17 protein-coding genes are annotated in these 19411 nt (G+C 69.9%); 10 read left to right on the forward strand and 7 right to left on the reverse strand.

Annotation, left to right across the window (positions count from 1 at the left end):
- Positions 1 to 67 precede the first annotated feature (67 nt).
- The 3 genes from A176_RS28330 to A176_RS28340 form a co-directional block, all read right to left on the reverse strand.
- Positions 68 to 1063 (reverse strand): class I SAM-dependent methyltransferase, encoded by a 996-nt coding sequence (locus tag A176_RS28330; protein WP_002635174.1) that lies wholly within the window; start codon positions 1061 to 1063, stop codon positions 68 to 70.
- Between the two features lie 148 nt (positions 1064 to 1211).
- Positions 1212 to 2006, reverse strand: a complete 795-nt coding sequence (locus A176_RS28335; protein WP_002635173.1) for an ABC transporter ATP-binding protein — start codon at positions 2004 to 2006, stop codon at positions 1212 to 1214.
- Between the two features lie 147 nt (positions 2007 to 2153).
- Positions 2154 to 5246: an aminotransferase class I/II-fold pyridoxal phosphate-dependent enzyme gene (locus A176_RS28340; RefSeq protein ID WP_002635172.1), complete on the reverse strand. Its 3093-nt coding sequence runs from the start codon at positions 5244 to 5246 to the stop codon at positions 2154 to 2156.
- A 242-nt stretch (positions 5247 to 5488) separates the two neighbouring features.
- On the opposite strand from A176_RS28340, the gene A176_RS28345 reads away from it, so the two are divergent.
- From A176_RS28345 to A176_RS28355, 3 genes are all read left to right on the forward strand, one after another.
- Positions 5489 to 5902 (forward strand): hypothetical protein, encoded by a 414-nt coding sequence (locus tag A176_RS28345; protein ID WP_002635171.1) that lies wholly within the window; start codon positions 5489 to 5491, stop codon positions 5900 to 5902.
- 111 nt (positions 5903 to 6013) lie between these two features.
- A complete protein-coding gene (locus tag A176_RS28350; RefSeq protein ID WP_021781006.1) occupies positions 6014 to 7399 on the forward strand; it encodes a hypothetical protein in 1386 nt (461 codons plus the stop codon).
- Between the two features lie 99 nt (positions 7400 to 7498).
- On the forward strand, positions 7499 to 9469 hold the full coding sequence (locus tag A176_RS28355; RefSeq protein ID WP_002635169.1) for a rhomboid family intramembrane serine protease: 1971 nt from the start codon (positions 7499 to 7501) through the stop codon (positions 9467 to 9469).
- 62 nt (positions 9470 to 9531) lie between these two features.
- Here A176_RS28355 and A176_RS28360 read toward each other — a convergent pair whose 3' ends face one another.
- The 3 genes from A176_RS28360 to A176_RS28370 all read right to left on the reverse strand — a co-directional run bounded on the left by A176_RS28360 (position 9532) and on the right by A176_RS28370 (position 11738).
- The gene (locus A176_RS28360; protein WP_002635168.1) at positions 9532 to 9900 is read right to left on the reverse strand and encodes a DUSAM domain-containing protein; all 369 of its coding nucleotides are present in this window, start codon (positions 9898 to 9900) and stop codon (positions 9532 to 9534) included.
- Between the two features lie 4 nt (positions 9901 to 9904).
- Positions 9905 to 10291 carry a hypothetical protein gene (locus tag A176_RS28365; RefSeq protein WP_226994011.1) on the reverse strand — a complete coding sequence of 129 codons (387 nt, stop codon included), beginning with the start codon at positions 10289 to 10291 and terminating at the stop codon, positions 9905 to 9907.
- A gap of 289 nt (positions 10292 to 10580) precedes the next feature.
- Positions 10581 to 11738: a site-2 protease family protein gene (locus A176_RS28370; RefSeq protein ID WP_002635166.1), complete on the reverse strand. Its 1158-nt coding sequence runs from the start codon at positions 11736 to 11738 to the stop codon at positions 10581 to 10583.
- A 220-nt stretch (positions 11739 to 11958) separates the two neighbouring features.
- Between A176_RS28370 and A176_RS28375 the strand changes: the two genes are divergently transcribed.
- From A176_RS28375 to A176_RS28400, 6 genes are all read left to right on the forward strand, one after another.
- Positions 11959 to 12684: a Coq4 family protein gene (locus tag A176_RS28375; protein ID WP_002635165.1), complete on the forward strand. Its 726-nt coding sequence runs from the start codon at positions 11959 to 11961 to the stop codon at positions 12682 to 12684.
- Between the two features lie 10 nt (positions 12685 to 12694).
- On the forward strand, positions 12695 to 14257 hold the full coding sequence (locus tag A176_RS28380; RefSeq protein WP_002635164.1) for an acyl-CoA carboxylase subunit beta: 1563 nt from the start codon (positions 12695 to 12697) through the stop codon (positions 14255 to 14257).
- 118 nt (positions 14258 to 14375) lie between these two features.
- The gene (locus A176_RS28385) at positions 14376 to 14990 is read left to right on the forward strand and encodes a hypothetical protein (protein WP_002635163.1); all 615 of its coding nucleotides are present in this window, start codon (positions 14376 to 14378) and stop codon (positions 14988 to 14990) included.
- Between the two features lie 38 nt (positions 14991 to 15028).
- Positions 15029 to 16540: an acetyl-CoA carboxylase biotin carboxylase subunit gene (locus A176_RS28390; protein ID WP_044889318.1), complete on the forward strand. Its 1512-nt coding sequence runs from the start codon at positions 15029 to 15031 to the stop codon at positions 16538 to 16540.
- Positions 16541 to 16562: 22 nt separating this feature from the next.
- The gene (locus A176_RS28395) at positions 16563 to 17072 is read left to right on the forward strand and encodes a biotin/lipoyl-containing protein (RefSeq protein WP_002635161.1); all 510 of its coding nucleotides are present in this window, start codon (positions 16563 to 16565) and stop codon (positions 17070 to 17072) included.
- Between the two features lie 4 nt (positions 17073 to 17076).
- Positions 17077 to 17592: a YfbM family protein gene (locus A176_RS28400; RefSeq protein ID WP_002635160.1), complete on the forward strand. Its 516-nt coding sequence runs from the start codon at positions 17077 to 17079 to the stop codon at positions 17590 to 17592.
- 25 nt (positions 17593 to 17617) lie between these two features.
- Here the strand turns inward: A176_RS28400 and A176_RS28405 are convergent, their stop codons facing one another.
- A complete protein-coding gene (locus tag A176_RS28405) occupies positions 17618 to 18394 on the reverse strand; it encodes a TSUP family transporter (RefSeq protein WP_002635159.1) in 777 nt (258 codons plus the stop codon).
- A 135-nt stretch (positions 18395 to 18529) separates the two neighbouring features.
- Between A176_RS28405 and A176_RS28410 the strand changes: the two genes are divergently transcribed.
- On the forward strand, positions 18530 to 19342 hold the full coding sequence (locus A176_RS28410) for a hypothetical protein (protein WP_002635158.1): 813 nt from the start codon (positions 18530 to 18532) through the stop codon (positions 19340 to 19342).
- Positions 19343 to 19411: the final 69 nt, after the last annotated feature.

A 19411-nucleotide genomic window follows, 5' to 3' on the forward strand; every position in this document is an offset into this window, starting at 1 on the left:
AGGTCCGTGGACCCTCCCCGCCGTCAACGCTGTCCACCCGCCAGCACTGCGGGCGGGGACACTGCTCTCAGGTGAACTGCCATCGCCAGGTGCGCACGTCCGCCGGCTCCACCATCTCGAGCTCGAAGGACAGCGTGTCGAAGCGCTCGAACTCCCGCGAGTCCACGCGCAAGAGCATCATCCCCGCGTGGTTCTGCCCCCGCAGCGGCGAGACGTTGAAGGACAGCTCCGCGTCGAAGGCCACCTTGTAGAAGAGGCAGAAGCCATCCACGCGGCCCTCCTCCACCACCGGCCTGGCGTAACGCACGCGGTGCGGCAGGCCGTCCGCGACCATCGTCTCCAGGTCGAAGGCGAAGGCGGGCTCCGGATCGCACAGGAGGTGGTCCACCTCATACGAGCGGATGACGCGCGTGAAGTAGGACGGGTTCATCGCCTCGCGCAGCGTCTGCAGGCAACTGTAGTCCACGCTGGGGAAGCGCTGGCTCCAGATGAAGGGGATGCACGCCTCGTCCCGGAGCTGCACCGGCTCCACGAAGACCTCGAAGCGGTTGGGGAGGATGCGCCCCCCGGGCTTCAACGCGCGGTTGCGCAAGTCCAGGATGCGGGGCACCAGGCCCGCGTCGAAGAGCGCGTCGCCCAGCAGCTCGTGCAGCAGCACGTCCACCTTCTCCGGCACCTGGAACTGCCAGGGATGCGAGCGCACGAAGTCGATGTGCTCCAGCCCGTTGCGCCGCGCCACCCACTGCGCCGTGTCGAGCAGCCGCGAGCCATCCACCGCGTACAGCTTCTTCGGACGCCGGCTGGCGGCCAGGAAGGTGCGCAGGCCCGTGCCGGTACACGCATCCATGACGACCTGCCCGGGCCGCACATAGCGCTCACAGGCCCTGCGCCAGGCCTCCACCCGCTCGGGGTCCGCGAGCGCGAAGTCCTGGGGCGCGGGGCTGGAGAGCGAAAGACTGTCCGGCACGACGTTGCGCGGCAACTGGGACACCAACGACGAGTGGCTCAGCCGCGAACGCAGGTCCATCAATGCCTGGCGAGGCATGTCGAGCAGATTGGGCATGTGGCATCCCCCCGGATGCGTGGGTCCTTCGTTCGGCCTTCCCCATGCGACCACAGCACAGGGATTTCTGATGATGCTGGACTTACTGGTTCACGCCCATCCAGCGACAGGACAGGGTGAATGTTCCTGGATGAACAGCCTTCGCCGCTCAGGTGTGGAGCGGTGTGGGGTGTCCGGAGGCGCGGGCGCGGCGTGACAGCCAGTCATGGAGAAAGGCCTGCACCGCGGGGTGCTGGGACTGCCGGAAGGCCTCGGGCGGGGCATGCTCGACGATGCGGCCTTCGTGCAGCAGCGCGAGGCTGTCCCCCACCTGGAAGGCGGAGGCCACGTCCGGCGTGATGACGAGCCCCGACGCCTGGAGCCGGTGCTTTCCGGTGAGGATGACGTCCACCACGGACTGCGTCCGCAGCGGATCCAACCCCGCGGTGGGGTCGTCATAGAGGAGGATTTTCGGCTCCAGCACCACCGCGCGAGCGAAGGCGGCGCGCTTGAGCATGCCGCCGGACAGCTCGCCCGGGCGCAGCTTCGCCGCGTCCTCCAGGCCCACCATGGACAACACGCGCTGCACGCGCTCGCGGACCTCGCTCTCCACCAGGTGGAGCCGCTCGCGCAGCGGGAAGGAGACGTTGTCCTCCACGGTGAGCGAGTCGAACAGCGCGCCCCCTTGAAAGAGGATGCCCAGCTTGCGGCGCACGCGCTCCAGGCCCGCGGCGTCCAGCCAGGCCAGCTCCTCGCCGTCCACGCGCACCGTGCCGCGGTCCGGGCGCAGCAGCCCGTCGATGTGCTTCATCAGCACCGTCTTGCCCGAGCCCGACACGCCCAGCAGCACGCAGGTGGTCCCCGTGGGCACCACCAGATTGACTCCCCGCAGCACCTGCTGCGCGCCGAACGACTTGAAGACGTTCACCAACTCGATGGCATTGCGCTGCGCCGGCTCGACCATCCCACGCCCCCAGGTGCTGGCACCGCGCCGCAGTGACGGTGACAGGGGGTGGGATTGTGACGGGCCTCGCCCGCCGCTCGCGACCCGCCTTCCGGTCCGGTGTGAGCGCACGGGCCTGGACACTGCCCGTGCGGGGCACCGCTTGCGTCAGGCCTCTCCCGACCCTCCGCGCAGCTTCACGCCGAAGCGCAGGAGCTGCTCGCGAGCCCGGAGCAAGGCCTCGCGGGGGATGGAGAACACGGCGCGCACCCGCTCGGTGTCGCCACACCATGCGCCACCATTCAGCACCACGTGCGTGTGCTCGTACACCACGCGCGGCAGGTTCTCCGGCGTCAGCCGCACGCCGTCGACCTCACGCCCCAGCCACGCTGTCACACGCGGTGACAGGAAGAGGCCCCCTGCGTCTCCCGTGTCCGAGCGGCCATCTCCCGGCAACGCCGCCGCCAACAGCTCGCGCTTGTCCGCCAGTTCGCGCCGCATCTTCACCAGGAACGCGCGCAGCGCCTTGTGCCGTGCGGGGTACAGCAACTGCCCATCCGGGCTGCGCGCATAGGCCGCATAGAGGTACGCCGCCGCCCGAGCCGTCATCAGATGCAGCACGCCCGGTCCGCTGTCACGCACCGCCGCGGCCAGCGCCCGGTCCTTCGCCGCCAGCCACCCGACGCGGAGCCCACCGGCCGCGAACTCCTTGGACAAGCCCCCGAGCAGCACCGTGCGGGCGCCGATGCCCGGCACCGCGCCCTCCAGCGCCACCGGGCTGGGCACCGTCTCCGCCGTGGGGCTGGTGAGGTTCACCAGACCGAAGATTTCATCCGACACCAACAGGCAGCGCTGCTCCACCACATAGGTGGCCAGCGCCACCAACTCCTCACGCGACAGATAGACGCCAGAGGGATTCGACGGCTGCGAGACGACGATGGCGTCCGGCACGCCCCCACCCTGCCCTCGACGTGCGAGCAGCCCCGACAGCGGCCCCATCTCCACGTCACAGCCCGCGGAGACGAAGGTGGGCGGCAACACGCCGTAACACGGCGTCGCCATGTAGACGCGCGGCGCCCGTCCCAGCCGCTGACGCAGCGCCACACCCAGGTGGTGGATGAGCGGCCAGACGCCGGGCGCCACCGCCAGCTCATCCGTGGCGTAACGCGCCGCGCGCGACTCCAACAGGAAGGCGGCCACCGCCTCCGTCAGGCCCGTCTGCGGTGCGGGCTCGCGAGGAGCAACCCCCGCGGCGATGAGTCCCTCCACGAGCGGCTGCGGCAGCGGCCCCTCGTTCTCTCCGTAATCGAGCCGCACCAGCTCCGGGTCCCCCTCGTGGAACACCTTGGGCGCGAAGGCGGGGAAGGTCATCAACCGCGCCATCCGCTTCGACCGGGGCAGCGGCACCACCGGCGCGCGGCGTGGCGCGGGGGACTCCGGCTCCGTGAAGGAGATGCGGAACGACAGCAGGTCCGCGAAGGTGCGCTCATAGAACCACTGCGCCAGGGTGCTGATGCGCGAGTAGGTGACCTCCGCCGCGGCCTCCAGGTCGCCCCGCAGGGGCGCTGGCACCGGCATGAGCAGCGTCAGCTCCAGGTCCGGCCACACCGCGTTCTTGATGAGGCCGTAGAGCACCACCAGGTTGGGGGTGTAGGGCTCGCGCGCCAGGAACTCGAAGAGCGTGTGCGGCTCCACGCCGCCGGTGATGTTGAAGAACGCGCTTTCGTCCAACACCACCCAGATGCCCCGCCGCGCCGCCTCCGCGAGGATGTCGCGCAGCACGGACAGGTTGGTGCGCTCGCCCTTCTCCACCGTCAGCAGCACCATCTTCACGTCGAACGCCGACAGGAGCCGGCGAATCTCCGCCAGGGAGGTGTGCGTCACCGTGGCGCGCACGCCCGCCTTCTCCAACGCCCGTGCGTACAGCGGGTGGAGGTTGCGCGACACCAGCACCTCGTCACCCACGTCACACGTGGCCATCAGCAGCGAGTACACCGCCTGCTCACGCTCGGGCGCGACGAAGACCTCCTCCTCCGCCAGCCGCAGCCCGAAGTACCGGTCCAGGTAACGCACCAACTGCCGGCGGAAGGACCCATCTCCCGCTTCGTGCGCGTAGGGCATCAGCGGCCCCCGCGCCAGCCGCGCCGCCAACTCCGCGACGAAGCCCAACTGCTCGGCCGACGCCGCGCCCAGGTCCAGCTCCTCTTGCAGCGAGGAGGCGCCCAGCTCGCGCAACGCGGCCCGCAGCGCCAGCGTCTCGCGCGGCAGCGCCAGGTGCGCCTCCCACACCGCCACCTCGTGCCACACCGGGTGGCCAGCCTGGAGCCAGCCCAGCGCGGTGGAGGCCCTCAGCGGCTCGGGGCTGCGCGCCTCCATGAAGAACTCGAACTCGCGGCCGGTGCGCTGCTCCAGCGCCACCAGCGGGCGGATGTCCGTGTCCGCCGCCTGCATCACCCGCCGCGCCACCCGCACCCGCGTGTTGAAACCCCGACGGGTGAACATGCGCTCGATGATGACGCGGCCCGGTCGGCCCGCGAGGTTCAGCAGCAGCCGTCCGGTGAGCGACAGCCGCTCGGGCGCTTCGTCCAACAGCCGCGCGATGAGCCCGAGGCCGAAGTGGTCCTCATAGACGTTCTGCAGCGTGCAGTAGTTGGACAAGTCGTACAGCGCCTGTTCATCCGCCTGCGACAGCTCCGTCGGCAACTCCTCGCTTCTCAGCACTTGAGGGATGCAGCCCACCACGAAGTCCCACGGGGCATCCGACGGTATGCCGCGCAACAGGTCGCTCTCCCCGAAGGACAGGCGGGACACCAGTGACTCATCACCGTTGAGCCACGCATTGCAGCGCGCCACCACGGGCGAGTGCGGATTGAGGTCCGCGCCGTGCACGTGCGCCAGCCGGGTGAACTTCGCCAGCGCGATGCAAATCCAGCCAGAGCCCGCGCCCACCTCGACGAGCCGCTTGCCCGCGTACTCGTCCAACGGGACGCTGAGCAGCCCCTCCAGGAAGGTGTACGCCCAGGCCTCGGGCGCGAAGATGGACGGGAGGAGCAGCAGCTCCAGGCGCTCTTGCGAAGCGCCCACCGCCACCGTCACCGACACCAGCCGCAGCGGTGCGGTCTCGGGTTGATGGCGCGCCAGCTCCGCCAGCTCACGGAGCTCGGCCAGGGCGCGAGGACGTCGGTCCACGTGGGACAGGTCCTCGGACAGCGCGCGCAGCAGGTGGAACGCCTCTCGGGGTGTGGAGGGGTAGGTCGGCATGGCGCGCAGACTGTCCCGAGCGCTTCTCGCGCTGTCAACGTCAGCGATGGCGTGCGGATGAAACCCTTTGGCGCCTTGGGGTGAGTCAAGGAAATGCCGGTTCGCCGTATTAATGCGCGTGGGGACGAGGCCACCCGCCACCGCGCCAGGGAGGCCCCGGTTGAAGCACGCGCGGTACCGATGGAGCAGCGTCCATGTCGCTCATGCCTGTGGTCGGACCCCGTAGTGGAGAGGGGGCAGTGATGGAGCTGAACGTTTCGAGGCCGGTGTTCGCCAAGGGATTCTGGACGCGCACGCAGAAGAAGCCCGCGCAGGCCCGCAAGGATGCGTCCCTGACCCGCTGGGAGTCGCAGCCGTGGCGCCGTCAACTCCGCGACGCGGCGGAGTACGAGCACCCGGTGGCCCGCGCCGCGCTGGTGCAGGCGCTGATGGCGGAAGGGCTGATGATGGACGCGGACGCCGCGCGCTTCGCGGGTGCCAGCGAGGACCGCGACTGCATCAGCATCGCGCAGGTGCTCCGCTTCGCGGACTCGCTCGCGCTGCGCATGGCGATGGCGTGCACGGATGACCACGTGCTGCAGCTCGCGCACCTGCGCCGCGACGCCGAAGCCCTGGCGGAGCGCATGATTGAGTGGGCCAACGCCGGCCGCCTGTAGGCCGCGCGCCTGGCGGGCAAGCGCCCTCGACAGGGCCGGCGCCCCCGCCATGAACGCGCTCCCGCTGAGTCCTTCTTGACAGCGTGGGAGCACGGCTGTTCTCACGGAGACATGCTCTCCTCGCTCGTCCTGGCCGCCACCCTGGCAGCGGCCCCCGCACCCCGTACCGCCGCGTCCGCGAAGACGCTCGTCCATGTCCCGAAGGTGGACGCGCTGACGGGCCTGGCCGCGTTCATGGAGCGCGCGGGCCAGCACGCGGCGCTGCTGCGCCCCGCGGCGTGGCGCTCGGAGCTGCATCCCTTCCTCGTCATCGACCCCACGCGGCCCCAGTCCCTGTCCGAGCTCGGCCTGGACCCGTCCGGTCCGGCCACCGTGTCCATGCGGGAGGACGGCCGCGTGTCGTGCATGCGCGTCGCGGACGCCCAGGTGTTCCAGGAGAAGGCCGCCGAGGCCATCACCGCCGCGGGAGGCGCCGCCGCGAAGCCCGCCACGCGGCAAGGCGTCACCACGCTGCATGTCGAGCGCGACATGGGTGGCAGCATGGGCTACGCGCTGAAGGGCAAGGAGGTCTGCGCCTTCGGCGCCATCGAGCGCGGTGGCGCCGCGCTGCTCAAGGAGTCGGTCCGGCTGGTGGGCAAGACGCCCGCACCGGACGCGCGGCTGGGCAAGTTGCCGGGCGTGGCCTACGTCGTGTCGGGCACCACGGTGGTGGGCCTGGACGGCACCGCCAATGGGCTCCAGGCGGAGGGCCTCACGACGAAGCTGCGGCTGCCCGACTTCCAGTCGAAGGGCACCAGCCCCTACGCGGCGGCGAAGCTGGACGGGCTGCTCTTCTCGCGGGCCTCCGTCTCACCTGCGGGCGTGACGGACACGGTGGACACGATGCGCGCCACGCTCCAGGCCCTGTGCACCGCGTGCCCGAAGGACTCGCTGCATTCGATGGCGAAGGCCGTGGCGAAGCAGCTCACCGGCAACCTGTTGGTGAACATGGACCACGTGCAGGTGCGCGGCTCGCTGCGCTCGATGACCACCCGCTTCTTCGCGGTGCGGCAGGCCGTGGCCGCCGAGGTGAAGGACGCGGCGGCGGTGAAGTCCGCGCTGGCGCCGCTGGGCCAGTTGCCCGACGTGAAGGTGTTGCAGGACGGCTGGCTGCTCCCGCTCAAGGGCGGCAACGTGCTCGTGCGGCTCAAGGGGAAGCACCTGGTCGTCGGCAACGAGGAGACGGTGACGCAAGCCACCGTGGCGGCGCTCACTGACTCCAGCGCGAAGCAGGAGCGCGCGGTGGACTTCGCCGTGGACCCCAAGAAGGTGGCGCGGGGGCTGTCGCAGATCTCCCTGTCGGACATCCTGGCGGACGAGCTGATGGCCGCGCTCTTCGCCGCCAGCAGCGAACTGGGGCCGCTGCTGTCGCGCAGCGAGCGCATCACCGGGTGGATGGACAGCGCTCCGGGCGGCGCCCACCGCGTCTCGATGAACTGGGTGCTGCCCGCGCCGTAGTCGGAGTCCTCCCCACGGACTTCGGGCGTGACGTCCCCGTGATATGCCGGGGATGCACCACGTGAAGGCGTTGGCGCGCGGCACACGGGGGACCTGGTCATGATGATGTTCTTGCCCCTTGGGGTGGATGAAACCGAGCTGGACCGGCTGCCTCGGGTCTCCATCACCATCGCGGCCCTGTGCGCAGTCATCTTCTTCATCACCTGGGTGATTCCCTCCGAGCCGCTGGGGGTTGGCGAGAGCGACCTGCGGTCCCTGCTGGAGCAGTCGCTCGTGCACCCGGACCTGGAGTTCCCGCCCGCGTGTGCCGAGCGCCTCCTCTCCGAGGGAGGCCGGGGGCTGGTGACCACGCTGCGCGCGCGAATCGAAGCCCCCGCCGATTTCGTCAACGTGGCCCAACGCCAGCAGGCGCTGGATGAGCGGTGTCAGGAGCTCCTCGCGAGCCAGGAGTCGAGCCTGCTGTGGCGCCTCTCGCTCGTCCCCGCGAGAGGACTCGTGCAGCCCGGCTGGCTGACGTACATGTTCCTGCACTTCGGGTGGATGCACCTGCTGGGGAACCTGCTGTTCTTCTACGTCGCGAGCCTGCTGCTCGAGGACGCGTGGGGACGGCCGCTCTTCGCGGGCTTCTACCTCGCGGGCGGCCTGTTCGCGGGCGTGGCCCACTACGCGCTCGACACCTCCTCCGAGGCCCTGATGGTGGGCGCGTCCGGGGCCGTGGCCGCGTGCATGGGCGCGTTCTGTCTGCGCTTCGCCCAGCGGCGGGTGCGCATCGGCTACTTCATCTGGGTCTTGAAGATCTTTCGCGGCACCTTCCCCGTGCCGGGCTGGCTCTGGGCGGGCCTCTGGTTCGGCAACGAGGTGCTCAACTACTTCGTCTGGGGCAACAACACGGGCGTGGCGGTGATGGCGCACATCGGCGGGTTTGCCTTCGGCTTCGCGGGGGCCTCGCTGCTGCGCGTCACGCACCTGGAGGAGCGCGTCGTCGCCCCCGCGCTGGCGGCGAAGCAGGGAGGCTGGGTGGCCGACCCGCGGCTGGCGGAGGCGCAGGCCGCGCTCGACCGGGGGGACCTGACCGCCGCGCGAGAGGGCTTCACGCGCCTGCTCAAGAGCCAGCCGGACCAGGTCGACGCGATGCTGGCGCTGGGCCGCATGGAGTTGGAGAACGGCGAGACGCAGGCGGGCATGACGCGGGTGGAGCGCGGGCTCCAGACGCTCGCGGGCCGCGCGTCCGCGGACGCGGTGTGGTTCGCCATCGAGGCGCTGGGCCCGCTGTTCGCCATCGACAAGGTGCGGCCCGCCTCCGCGTGGCGGCTGGCGCAGGCGCTGGACACGGAGGATGCGCCTCCAACCGCGGTCGAGACGACGGAGGCGCTGTACGGGGTGGCGGGTTCGGGCTCGGGCGCCATCGCGGTGCGCGCGCTCATCCGCGCGGCGGAGCTGAGGCTGGCGCGCACGCAGGACCCCGAGCGGGCGGCGGAGTACTTGGCGCTGGCGAAGCCACGGCTGACGGGAGAAGCGGCCACGTTGGCGGGACGCGTCCAGGAGCTCGACGCGGAGGTCGAACGATGGGTGGAGGACGGCGCCTGGAGGCGGCGCGACGCCGCGCCCACGACCGCCGTGGAGACTCCACCCGCGCCGCCGCGCATCATCCCCTGCCGCATCGTGGGACTGACGGACATGGCGCTGAGTGTCGAGGCCGCCACGGGCCAGCGGCGGACGCTCGCCATGACCGAGGTGCTGGCAATCGCCGTGGGCCTGCTGCCCCTGGCCGGGCCGCCGGGAACTCCACCGAGACAAACGGTGCTCACCGACCTGGTCGTCTCATGGGGCGACGCCGGCGAAGGGCCCACGGTGCTGCGGGTCAACATCGTGGGGCTCGCGCTGAATCACTTCTACCCGGGCGTCCCACCGAAGGAAGCCTATGCGCGGTTCCTGGCGGACATGCTCGCACGAACCAACGCCAACGCGCTTCCGGATGTCTCGTCCCTCAAGCAGGGCCAATACCCGCGCTTCAACAGCGAGGCGGAGCTGAGCCAGCACTTCTACGGGATGAGCGCCGCGGCGGCTTGAAGGCCCTGTTACCCGCCTTCACGGCCACGTATGCCCACCGCGTCGGAATCGTAGCGCCTGGCTCACTCCAGGTCGTCCAAGGCCATCTCGGCCTGCTCCCGGTAGAGCGGCACCGGCTCCGCGGCGAGCACGCCCTCCAGCAGCGCGCGCGCGCCAGCGACGTCTCCCGCATCCCGGAGGCGCCGGGCGCCCGTCAGCGCGCGCATGAGGCGCTGTGAGCCGTCACGAATGCGGCGGCGCGTCTCGAGCAGCAGGTCCGTCGCCGTCGCGACACCGGACACGGCGGCCCGAGCCTCTTCATCGGAGATGCCCACCTCCCGTGCCGAGCGGTGCAGCAAGGCGCGCACCTCGGCCGTCAGGGACAGCGACTCCCCTTCATCCACGCGCCGCGCGAGTTCACGCACCGGGTCCCAATCAATCGACTCGGCCATCGCCCTACTCGCCCTTCCCGACACGGCGGCACTTGTCCACGGGCCACTCACGCTGCCCTTCGCAGTACCGGAAGCAGTCGTAACAAGAGCCGGACCACTTCTGCTCCTGACACAAGGCGTAGGCGTCGATGCACACCTGCTTCCATTCGGGGAGCGTGTCTTCGCTGGCATCGGCCGCGGACTCGGCGGCCTTCATCGGCGCCAGGTACTTGCGCATCTCCGAGGCCGTCAGCCCACAGCGCTCGGGCGTCGCCGGGTGCGTCTTCACGCAGCAGCTCACCGTTGAATCCGCGGGGCCGCACTGCGCCTGCGCCAGATACACGGGCGGCTGGGATGCGGCGGAATGCGCGCCCCCGCTACACCCCAGCGCCGACAGGGCGACCGCGGCCAAGGGGCCACGCAGCGGACGGGTTCGCGAGGATGGCTCGTTTTCCACGAATAACAGCCTACACGGGCTTCATTCGCGAGCCATCCTCCTTTTGCGCCGGCCCCCCGCGGGCGTACCGCGAAAGACAGGGCCCGAGGAGGCCGAGGGGTGAGCCCGGACACCGTCAGGGCGTGTGCCACGGCAGCGCCTGTCTCGGACGTCCCCATGCGCCGTGTATGTAACTCAAGAGGTAGGCGGCGCAAAGGGAGACTCAGCCTGCCAGGTGACGCGTCACCCAGGAGCCCCAGCGCGCCTACGCCGGACGCTCCTGACGCCACCTCGGCGCGCGCTGGCCCCGGCGCTCCTCCCGCGCCTGATACAGCGTCATGCCGCGCTGCACGTCATTCACATCCAGCGTGCCGGCGAGCGTCCCATCCGGCTCCACCACGATGAGCTGTGGCACCTCTTCCTCGGCCATGCGCCGCAGGGCCACCCAGCCATCCTCATCCAGCCGCACCACCACCGCGCGCTGCATCACCTCGCGCGCCGTACGCGTCATCCGCTCCGCGTCGGGCACGCTGCGCACAACCTCCAGCGCCACCTGCCCCACGGGCCTGTCGCCCTCCGTCACCGGCAGCAGCAACAGCCGCTCGCGGCGCAGCTCCCACAGCGTCTCTTCCAGCGACGCCGCCGCGCCCACGCCCACGCGGCGCGGCGTCATCAGGTCGGCCACGGGCACGCGCTCCAGCGTCGCCTTCATCCGCACCTGCTGCGCCTCGCCCTGTGCGCCCATGAAGATGAAGACCGCGATGATGGCCAGGAACGGGTTCAGCGACAGCACCGCCCAGACGCCGAAGAGCACCGCGAACGCACGCCCCATCACGGAGGCCACCTGCGTCGCGCGCACCGCGCCCAGCCGTCCCGTCAACGACGCGCGGACGATGCGCCCACCGTCCATGGGGAACGCGGGCAGCAGGTTGAACACGCCCAGGAACAGATTCAGGCTCGCCATGTAGAAGAGCGCGAACCGCAGGTTGAAGGAGCCCGCCTCCTGGAGCAACCACGTCGCGCCGCCCAGCAGGACCGCCAGCAGGATGCTCGTCAGCGGCCCCACCGCGGCCATCAACGCTTCGTCCCGGGGACGCGGCGGCGCCTCCGTCAGCTCGGACACGCCACCCACCATCATCAACGTAATCGAGCGCACCGTCCCGCCCCGGCGCAGCGCGTACACCGTGTGCGCCAGCTCATGGACGAACACGGACGCGAACAGCCCCACCGCCACCGCCAGGCCCCACAGCGCGGGTGAGCCACTCAGTCGCTCCGAGGGAACCTCGGCCACCTCCGCCGCGCGCCGGAAGGCACCGCCGAACAGGAAGGCCAGCACCGGCAACACAATCAGCAGCGAGAAATGGACGCGGATGGGAATGCCGCGGAACGAACCGATTTGAAAGGAACCTCGCGCGGCACGCATGACGCCCCTCCTTTGCAGGTTGTTTCAAACTCCATCCCGCCCACGCGTCGCGCACGGGCCCGGGGACGGCCCGGTCGCCTGCCCGCCCCCTGAGTGTCCGCTGTCCAGCCATGGAGATGTCCGCCCGCGAGCAGGGCGGCGCAGGCCCCACCCCGCCCACGCCAGGGCCCGCCTACACTGACGCGCGCGGCATCTGCGTCCCCCGCTGGAGGCCCCTCCCATGTGGAACCCTGTCACGTCCGCGCGGACTGTCTGGCGATTGACACGGGCCGTCAAAGACCCGGAGAAACTCCAGGACGTCCTGGGTCTGGCCTCGGCCCTGGCGCCCCCCATGGCGATGCGGCGGCTGGTGGAGCGGTTGATGCACCACGCCACGGCCGCGCAGGCCTTCATCGAACGCCCCCGCGTGGGCCTGCTCCACCTGCCCACGCTGCGCGCGCTGCCGCCACACACCCTGGGGCATGCCTTCGCGGACCACCTGGAGAAAAACCACCTGGATCCGCACGCCCTGCCCTACCTGGAGGCGCATACCGACGAGGAGTACGTCCGCGCGCACCTGCTCGAATCCCATGACGTCTGGCACGTCCTCACCGGCTTTCCGACGGACGTGCCGGGCGAGCTGGGCATCCAGGCCTTCAGCCTGGCCCAGGTGGGCAGCCCCTTCGCGCTGGGCGTGCTCGCTGGAGGGCTGACGAACACCCTCCTCTACGCGTTCTCCCAGCGGGAGGCGCGCATGCGCGCCATCGTCCGGGGATGGCTGCTGGGGCAGCGGGCCCAGCTCCTCTTCGGGGCGCCGTGGCGTCAGATGTGGGAGGCGCCGCTGGCGGAGGTCCGCGGGCACTACGGCTTGGATCTACCGGCGGTGGAGGCCGTGCTGGACGACTTCATGCGTCCCACCACGGCGGCATGGAATCCGGGGGGCGCGTCAGCGCCCCAATCATGCTAGACGCGGCCCCATGGACCAGACTCCCGAGAAGGACCCCCTCCGCGCGCGTCTCGAGAAGATGGAGAAGCAGGCCGAGCTGGGTGGCGGCGCCGACCGCATCGCCAAGCAGCACGAGGCCGGCAAGCTGACGGCCCGCGAGCGCATCGACCTGCTGCTCGACCCCGGCTCGTTCTGTGAGCTGGACAAGTTCGTCACCCATCGCTCGAGCGAGTTCGGCATGGGCGACAAGAAGATTCCGGGCGACGGCGTCGTCACCGGCTACGGCACGGTGGAGGGCCGGAAGATTTTCGTCTTCGCCCAGGACTTCACCGTCTTCGGCGGCTCGCTGTCGGGCGCCTACGCGCAGAAGATCTGCAAGATCATGGACCTGGCCACCCGCGTGGGCGCGCCCGTGATTGGCCTGAACGATTCGGGCGGCGCGCGCATCCAGGAAGGCGTGGAGAGCCTGGCCGGCTACGCGGACATCTTCGTGCGCAACACGCTGGCCTCCGGCGTGGTGCCGCAGATTTCGCTCATCATGGGTCCGTGCGCGGGCGGCGCGGTGTACTCGCCGGCCATCACCGACTTCATCATGATGGTGAAGGACACGTCGTACATGTTCATCACCGGCCCGGACGTCATCAAGACGGTGACGCACGAAGAGGTGTCGAAGGAAGCGCTGGGCGGCGCCGTCACGCACAACCAGAAGTCCGGTGTGGCCCACTTCGCCGCGGAGAACGAGCAGGCCGCCATCGTGATGACGCGCGAGCTGCTCTCCTTCCTGCCCTCCAACAATCAGGAGGAGGCGCCCGTCCAGCCGTGTGAGGACGACCCGTTCCGCGCCGAGGAGTCGCTCAAGACGATTGTCCCGAGCAACCCCAACAAGCCCTACGACATCAAGGAAGTCATCAAGGCCGTCGTCGACGACAAGCACTTCTTCGAGGTGCAGGAGCACTTCGCCAAGAACATCGTCATCGGCTTCGCGCGCATGAATGGCCGCAGCGTGGGCGTGGTCGCCAACCAGCCCGCGGTGCTCGCCGGCGTGCTGGACATCGACGCCAGCATCAAGGCCGCGCGCTTCGTGCGCTTCTGCGACTGCTTCAACATCCCGCTCGTGACGCTGGTGGACGTGCCCGGCTTCCTCCCCGGCACCGACCAGGAGTGGGGCGGCATCATCACCCACGGCGCCAAGCTGCTGTACGCCTACGCCGAGGCCACCGTCCCCAAGGTCACCGTCATCACCCGCAAGGCCTACGGCGGCGCGTATGACGTGATGGCGTCCAAGCACATCCGCGCGGACATGAACTTCGCCTGGCCCACCGCTGAAATCGCCGTCATGGGCCCCGAGGGCGCGGTCAACATCATCTTCCGCAACGAGCTGCTCAAGGCGAAGGACGCCGCCGCCGAGCGCACGCGCCTGACGGCCGAGTACCGCGAGAAGTTCGCCACCCCGTTCAAGGCCGCCGAGCTGGGCTACATCGACGAAATCATCCGTCCCGAGGAGACGCGCGCCAAGCTCATCCGCGCCCTGGAGCTGCTGAAGGACAAGCGCCAGGAGAACCTCCCCCGCAAGCACGGCAACATCCCCCTCTAAGGGATTCCGGGCCGCGCCTGCCCGCCCTCTGTTGTCCGGAGGGCAGGCAGGCACGCGCGATTCGGGAAATTTGGAGGTGACGAACGGGCTTACAGGGGCCAGGAAAGGAATCACCATTTTGTCCCACCGCCGCCTGCTCCTCTTTCTCTCCGACGTCGAAGGAAACCTCACCGCCCTGCGGCAGACGCTCAAGCGCGTTTGCGAGGCGGTGGACCTCGCCACGCCCGAGGTGAAGTGGGTGGAGCCTCCGCCCGAGGGGCTGGCCGACGCGGGCTGGCACGCCGTCGAGCTGGAACTTCCCCCCGCCCCCGGCCGCAAGGCGCGCAAGTCCGAACAGCCCTTCCTGGAAGAACAACTGGACGCCATGAGTCAGGCGCTGGCCCAGGACTTCAGGGACCGCGCGCTGGGCCTCTTCGTGGACCGCGAGCACAGCTACGCCCGCGCGTGTGTCAGCGGCCCGGGCCGCCCGTCCAAGGCCGTGGAAGGTGAAGTGTTGGACGTCCTGCGGCAGGCGGCGCGCTGGCTGGACGTGGAGACGGGCATGCTGGCCCGCCTCTTCGGCGGCGGTAACACGGCGCGCAACCTGCTGGCCGCCGCGGTCGACTTCGGGAACGAACCCAGCCAGTCGGGTCCGCCCACGCCCCCCGAGCCGGACGAGGACGACCGCTTCGTGGAGGCCAAGCTTTCGCAGGCCCGCGCTTACATGGAGCAGTACCTCAACACCCGGAAGTAGAGGCGGCAATCATGGGCGCCCCGTGCTAGACGGGCCCCATGCCCAAGATCCGCAAAGTGCTCGTCGCCAATCGCGGCGAGATCGCCATCCGGGTGATGCGCACCTGCAAGGAGCTCGGCATCGCCACGGTGGCGGTGTACTCGGAGGCGGACCGCTCCGCCCTTCACGTGCGCACGGCCGACCAGGCCATCTTCGTGGGGCCCCCGCCTTCGCGTGAGAGCTACCTGGTGCAGCAGCGCATCCTCGACGCCGCGAAGCAGGCCGGCGCGGATGCCATCCACCCCGGCTATGGCTTCCTCTCCGAGAACGCTTCCTTCGTCCGCGCCTGCGACGCCGCCGGGCTGACCTTCATCGGTCCGCCGGCCTCCGCCATGGACTCCATGGGCGAGAAGACCCGCGCCCGCGCGAACATGATCAAGGCCGGCGTGCCCGTGGTGCCCGGCACCACCGAGCCCGTCGCCTCCGTCGAGGAAGCGCGCGCCTACGTGGAGAAGATTGGCCTGCCCGTCATGCTCAAGGCCGCGGGCGGCGGCGGCGGCAAGGGCATGCGCAAGGTGGAGCGCATGGAGGACTTCGAGTCCTCGTGGCGCTCCGCAAAGAGCGCGGCCCTCAACGCCTTTGGCAACGACGCCGTCTACATCGAGAAGTACCTGGAGAAGCCACACCACGTGGAGATTCAGGTCTTCGCCGACCAGTACGGCAACACCATCCACCTGAACGAGCGCGAGTGCTCCGCGCAGCGCCGTCACCAGAAGGTGGTGGAGGAGACGCCCAGCCCCATCCTCTCGCCGGAGCTGCGCGCGAAGATGGGCGAGGTCGCGGTGAAGGCGGCCAAGGCCGTCAACTACGTGGGCGCCGGGACGGTGGAGTTCCTGGTCGACGTGCACCGCAACTTCTACTTCCTGGAGATGAACACCCGCCTCCAGGTGGAGCACCCGGTGACGGAGTGGGTGACGGGCCTGGACCTGGTCGCCATGCAGATTCGCGCCGCGGAGGGCGAGAAGCTCGGCCTCACCGAGGCCCCCCGGCCGAACGGGCACTCCATCGAAGTGCGCGTCTACGCCGAGGACCCGAGCCGCAACTTCATGCCCAGCCCGGGCAAGATCACGTACCTGCGCGTGCCGGGTGGACCGAACGTGCGCGACGACTCGGGCGTGTTCCCCGGGTACACCGTGCCCAACGTCTACGACCCGATGATCTCCAAGCTGTCCGTGTGGGCCCCCACGCGGCGCGAGGCGATCGCCCGGACGCAGCGCGCGCTGTCCGAGTACGTGGTGAAGGGCATCACCACCAACATCCGCTACCTGCGGGCCATCCTGGCGAACCCCGAGTTCATCGAGGGTGACTACGACACCAGCTTCCTCACCCGCCAGCACGACGCGCTGCTGGGCGCGGAGGACCCGAAGCTGAGTGAGATGGCGCTGCTGGCCAGCGTGGTGCACACGTACCAGAAGGACCAGAAGCGCTTGAAGACGCTGCCCGCCGCCACTGGTGGCCAGGGCAACGGCGGCGTCTCCCCGTGGAAGCTGGCGCTGCGCACGCGCCGCTAACCCCCAGCCCTTGAGGACTTCCATGCGTTACTTCGCGAAGCAGCAGGGTCAGAAGGAAGCGGCTCCGGTGGACCTGGAGCCCCTGGGGAACGACCAGTACAAAATCACCGTGAACGGCACCACGTACCAGGTGGACGCGCTGGAGCTGGAGCACGGCACGCTGTCCATGCTGGTGGACGGCGAGTCGTACAACGTCGAGTTCGAGGAGAACGGCGACGAGCTTGGCGTGCTCCTGCGCGGCCAGGTGAACCGCATCGACGTGGCGGACGAGCGCCGGCTGCGGCTGCGCGCGGCCAACGCGGCCTTCTCCGTGGAGGGCAAGCAGCTCGTCACCGCGCCCATGCCGGGCAAGGTGGTGAAGGTGCTGGTGAAGGTGGGCGACGAGGTGAAGGAAGGCCAGGGCCTCGTCGTGGTGGAAGCCATGAAGATGGAGAACGAGCTCAAGAGCCCGAAGGCCGGCAAGGTGACGGAGCTGTTCGCCAAGGAAGGCACCGCCGTGGAGAACAACGCCAAGCTGGTGGTGGTGGAGTAACGCGATGGAGATGCTCTGCTCGCTGCGCACCACCACCGAGGCCCAGCGCACCGCCCTGCTCCAGGCCCCCGAGGCGCTGGAGGCCTTCCTCGATGACGAGGAGGACTTCGGTGATGCGAAGGGCTCGGCGTTCCTGGAGCTGGACATCGGCGAGGCGTGGCACGGGCTCCAGTACCTGCTGACGGGGACGCCGTGGGAAGGCGCCGCGCCGCTGGACTTCCTGGTGCGCGGCGGCGAGGACGTGGGCGACATCGCCTCCGACGAGGGCACCGCGCGCATCTTCACCGCCGAGCAGGTGAAGTCGCTGTCCTCCGCGCTCCAGCAGGTGACGGAGAAGACGCTGCGCTCGCGCTACGACACGGCCGCCATGCAGGCCCAGGACATCTACCCTGGCACCTGGGACGAGCCCGAGACGGAAGTGGACCCGCTGGAGGAGCTCGTCTCCTACTTCGAGGAGCTCCAGAAGTTCGTGGCCACCGTCGCCAACCGCGGCGAGGCCCTGCTGGTGCACATCGGCTGAAGCGGTGACGTGACGTGGCGGGCGCTCAGCCCGTCACCACGTCGTGCCCCAGCTTGAGCACCAGGGCCAGCACCACGCCCAGCACCACCTTGCGCACCAGCCTGTCGCCGCCCTTCACCGCCAGGTGCGCGCCCAGGTACGCGCCGGCGAACTGCGCGCCGGCCATGGGCAGCGCGACCTTCCACAGCACCACGCCCTTGAGGGTGAACAGCGCCACGGACGCGAGGTTGGACGCGAAGTTCACCACCTTCGCATCCGCGGACGCGCGGGCCAGTCCGTGCCCCAGCAGGGACGAGAAGGCCACGATGAGGAAGGTGCCCGTCCCCGGTCCGAAGAAGCCGTCATAGGTGCCGATGCCGAGCGCGATGAGCGCGCCAATGGCCCGGGCTCGCGCGGGCGGGCGGGGCTCGGGCTTGTCGCCAGGGCGAGGCCCCCTGCGAAAGGCGAGGAACACCGCCACCGCGATGAGCAGCACCAGCACCAGCGGCTTGAGCACCTCTGGCTTCACCAGCAACACCAGCGCGGCCCCGGCGAAGGCGCCGCCCAGGCCGAAGGGGAACGTCGTTCGCGCCAGCGTCCCGTCCACCAGCCCCGCGCGCGAGAAGCGCACCAACGCTGCGAACGAGCCGAAGACGGACTGCCCCTTGTTGGTCCCCAGCGCCACGTGCGGAGGCAGCCCCGCGGCCAGCAGCGCGGGCAACGAGATGAGCCCGCCACCTCCCGCGATGGCATCCACCAGGCCCGCGACCAACGCGGCGAAGCACAGCAGGATGAGGTGCAGCGTGCTGACGTCCACGTCCACCGGGATGAACCTCCTCGCGGGCGGCGCCTGGGTATCACGGGCCCGGTCCGTCGCCCATCACCGCCCGCTTCTTGCGTCATCGCCTGCCTTGGGCGTCAATGCCGGGAAGACTCGCTCCCCCCGCCGAGGTCCCCCGTGCTCGCGACCCTCATCACCACGTTGGCGCTCACCCTGGGCTCGGTTCCGATTCCACAAGACCCTTCCGCCGCCACCTGCCGCTCCATCGACGGCAAGGTGTCCTGTGGCTACAAGTGTTTGTCGGACGGACAGCGCGTGCGGTGCGCCCAGACGCAGCAGGGCCACTGCCAGGTGATTGACGGACAGGCGGTCTGCTTCGACCCGCCGGCCCACGTGCGGAAGGCCTATGGCGACGCGCTGCCCAAGCCCGAGTGTCAGAGCGTCGATGGCGCGGTGGCGTGTGGCTACAACTGCGTGACGCAGCCCGGACGCGTGAAGTGCGCGCAGTCGCCGGCGGGCGTGTGCCGGAGCCGCGGCGGCGAGCTGGAGTGCTTCGACCCGTCCGCGGTCGTCTTCGCCGTGTACGGCAAGGACACGCCGCGCGCGGAGTGTCACAGCAACGCCGTGGAGACGACGTGTGGCTACGGCTGCACCAAGTCCTCGGAAGGCATGCGCTGCGCCCGGACGCCCGCGGGCGTCTGCAAGGTCGCGGGCAGCAAGGTCACCTGCTTCGACCCGCCGCCCGCCGCGCTGTGCGCCTGGAAGCGCGAGCTGCCCGCGCCGCAGTGCAAGACCAGCGAGATGGGCCCGGTGTGCGGGTATGCCTGCGCCACGGCGTTCACCAAGTCCGCGTGCGCGTCCACCCCGGACGGGGTGTGCAAGGTCTTCGACAGCGAGGTCCATTGCTTCGACCCGCCGGCTGAACAGAAGGCCGACCCGGCGTGTCTGGCAGCGCTCGGACTGGCGGCCTTGGATGGCGCGGCGCCGTGAGTCGAAGTAAGGGGCTGGCGCTCCGGCCGTCTGCTTGGATGTGCCGGAGGACAGCGGTAGGGTTCGCTT

The organism is Myxococcus hansupus (assembly GCF_000280925.3).
GTDB classification, from domain to species: Bacteria; Myxococcota; Myxococcia; order Myxococcales; family Myxococcaceae; genus Myxococcus; species Myxococcus hansupus.

Excerpts from the sequence above, each read along its gene's own strand:
- A176_RS28330 (WP_002635174.1), bottom strand. The coding sequence starts at position 1,063 with ATGCCCAATCTGCTCGACATGCCTCGCCAGGCATTGATGGACCTGCGT.
- A176_RS28335 (WP_002635173.1), bottom strand. The coding sequence starts at position 2,006 with ATGGTCGAGCCGGCGCAGCGCAATGCCATCGAGTTGGTGAACGTCTTC.
- A176_RS28340 (WP_002635172.1), bottom strand. The coding sequence starts at position 5,246 with ATGCCGACCTACCCCTCCACACCCCGAGAGGCGTTCCACCTGCTGCGC.
- A176_RS28345 (WP_002635171.1), top strand. The coding sequence starts at position 5,489 with ATGGAGCTGAACGTTTCGAGGCCGGTGTTCGCCAAGGGATTCTGGACG.
- A176_RS28350 (WP_021781006.1), top strand. The coding sequence starts at position 6,014 with ATGCTCTCCTCGCTCGTCCTGGCCGCCACCCTGGCAGCGGCCCCCGCA.
- A176_RS28355 (WP_002635169.1), top strand. The coding sequence starts at position 7,499 with ATGATGATGTTCTTGCCCCTTGGGGTGGATGAAACCGAGCTGGACCGG.
- A176_RS28360 (WP_002635168.1), bottom strand. The coding sequence starts at position 9,900 with ATGGCCGAGTCGATTGATTGGGACCCGGTGCGTGAACTCGCGCGGCGC.
- A176_RS28370 (WP_002635166.1), bottom strand. The coding sequence starts at position 11,738 with ATGCGTGCCGCGCGAGGTTCCTTTCAAATCGGTTCGTTCCGCGGCATT.
- A176_RS28375 (WP_002635165.1), top strand. The coding sequence starts at position 11,959 with ATGTGGAACCCTGTCACGTCCGCGCGGACTGTCTGGCGATTGACACGG.
- A176_RS28380 (WP_002635164.1), top strand. The coding sequence starts at position 12,695 with ATGGACCAGACTCCCGAGAAGGACCCCCTCCGCGCGCGTCTCGAGAAG.
- A176_RS28390 (WP_044889318.1), top strand. The coding sequence starts at position 15,029 with ATGCCCAAGATCCGCAAAGTGCTCGTCGCCAATCGCGGCGAGATCGCC.
- A176_RS28395 (WP_002635161.1), top strand. The coding sequence starts at position 16,563 with ATGCGTTACTTCGCGAAGCAGCAGGGTCAGAAGGAAGCGGCTCCGGTG.
- A176_RS28400 (WP_002635160.1), top strand. The coding sequence starts at position 17,077 with ATGGAGATGCTCTGCTCGCTGCGCACCACCACCGAGGCCCAGCGCACC.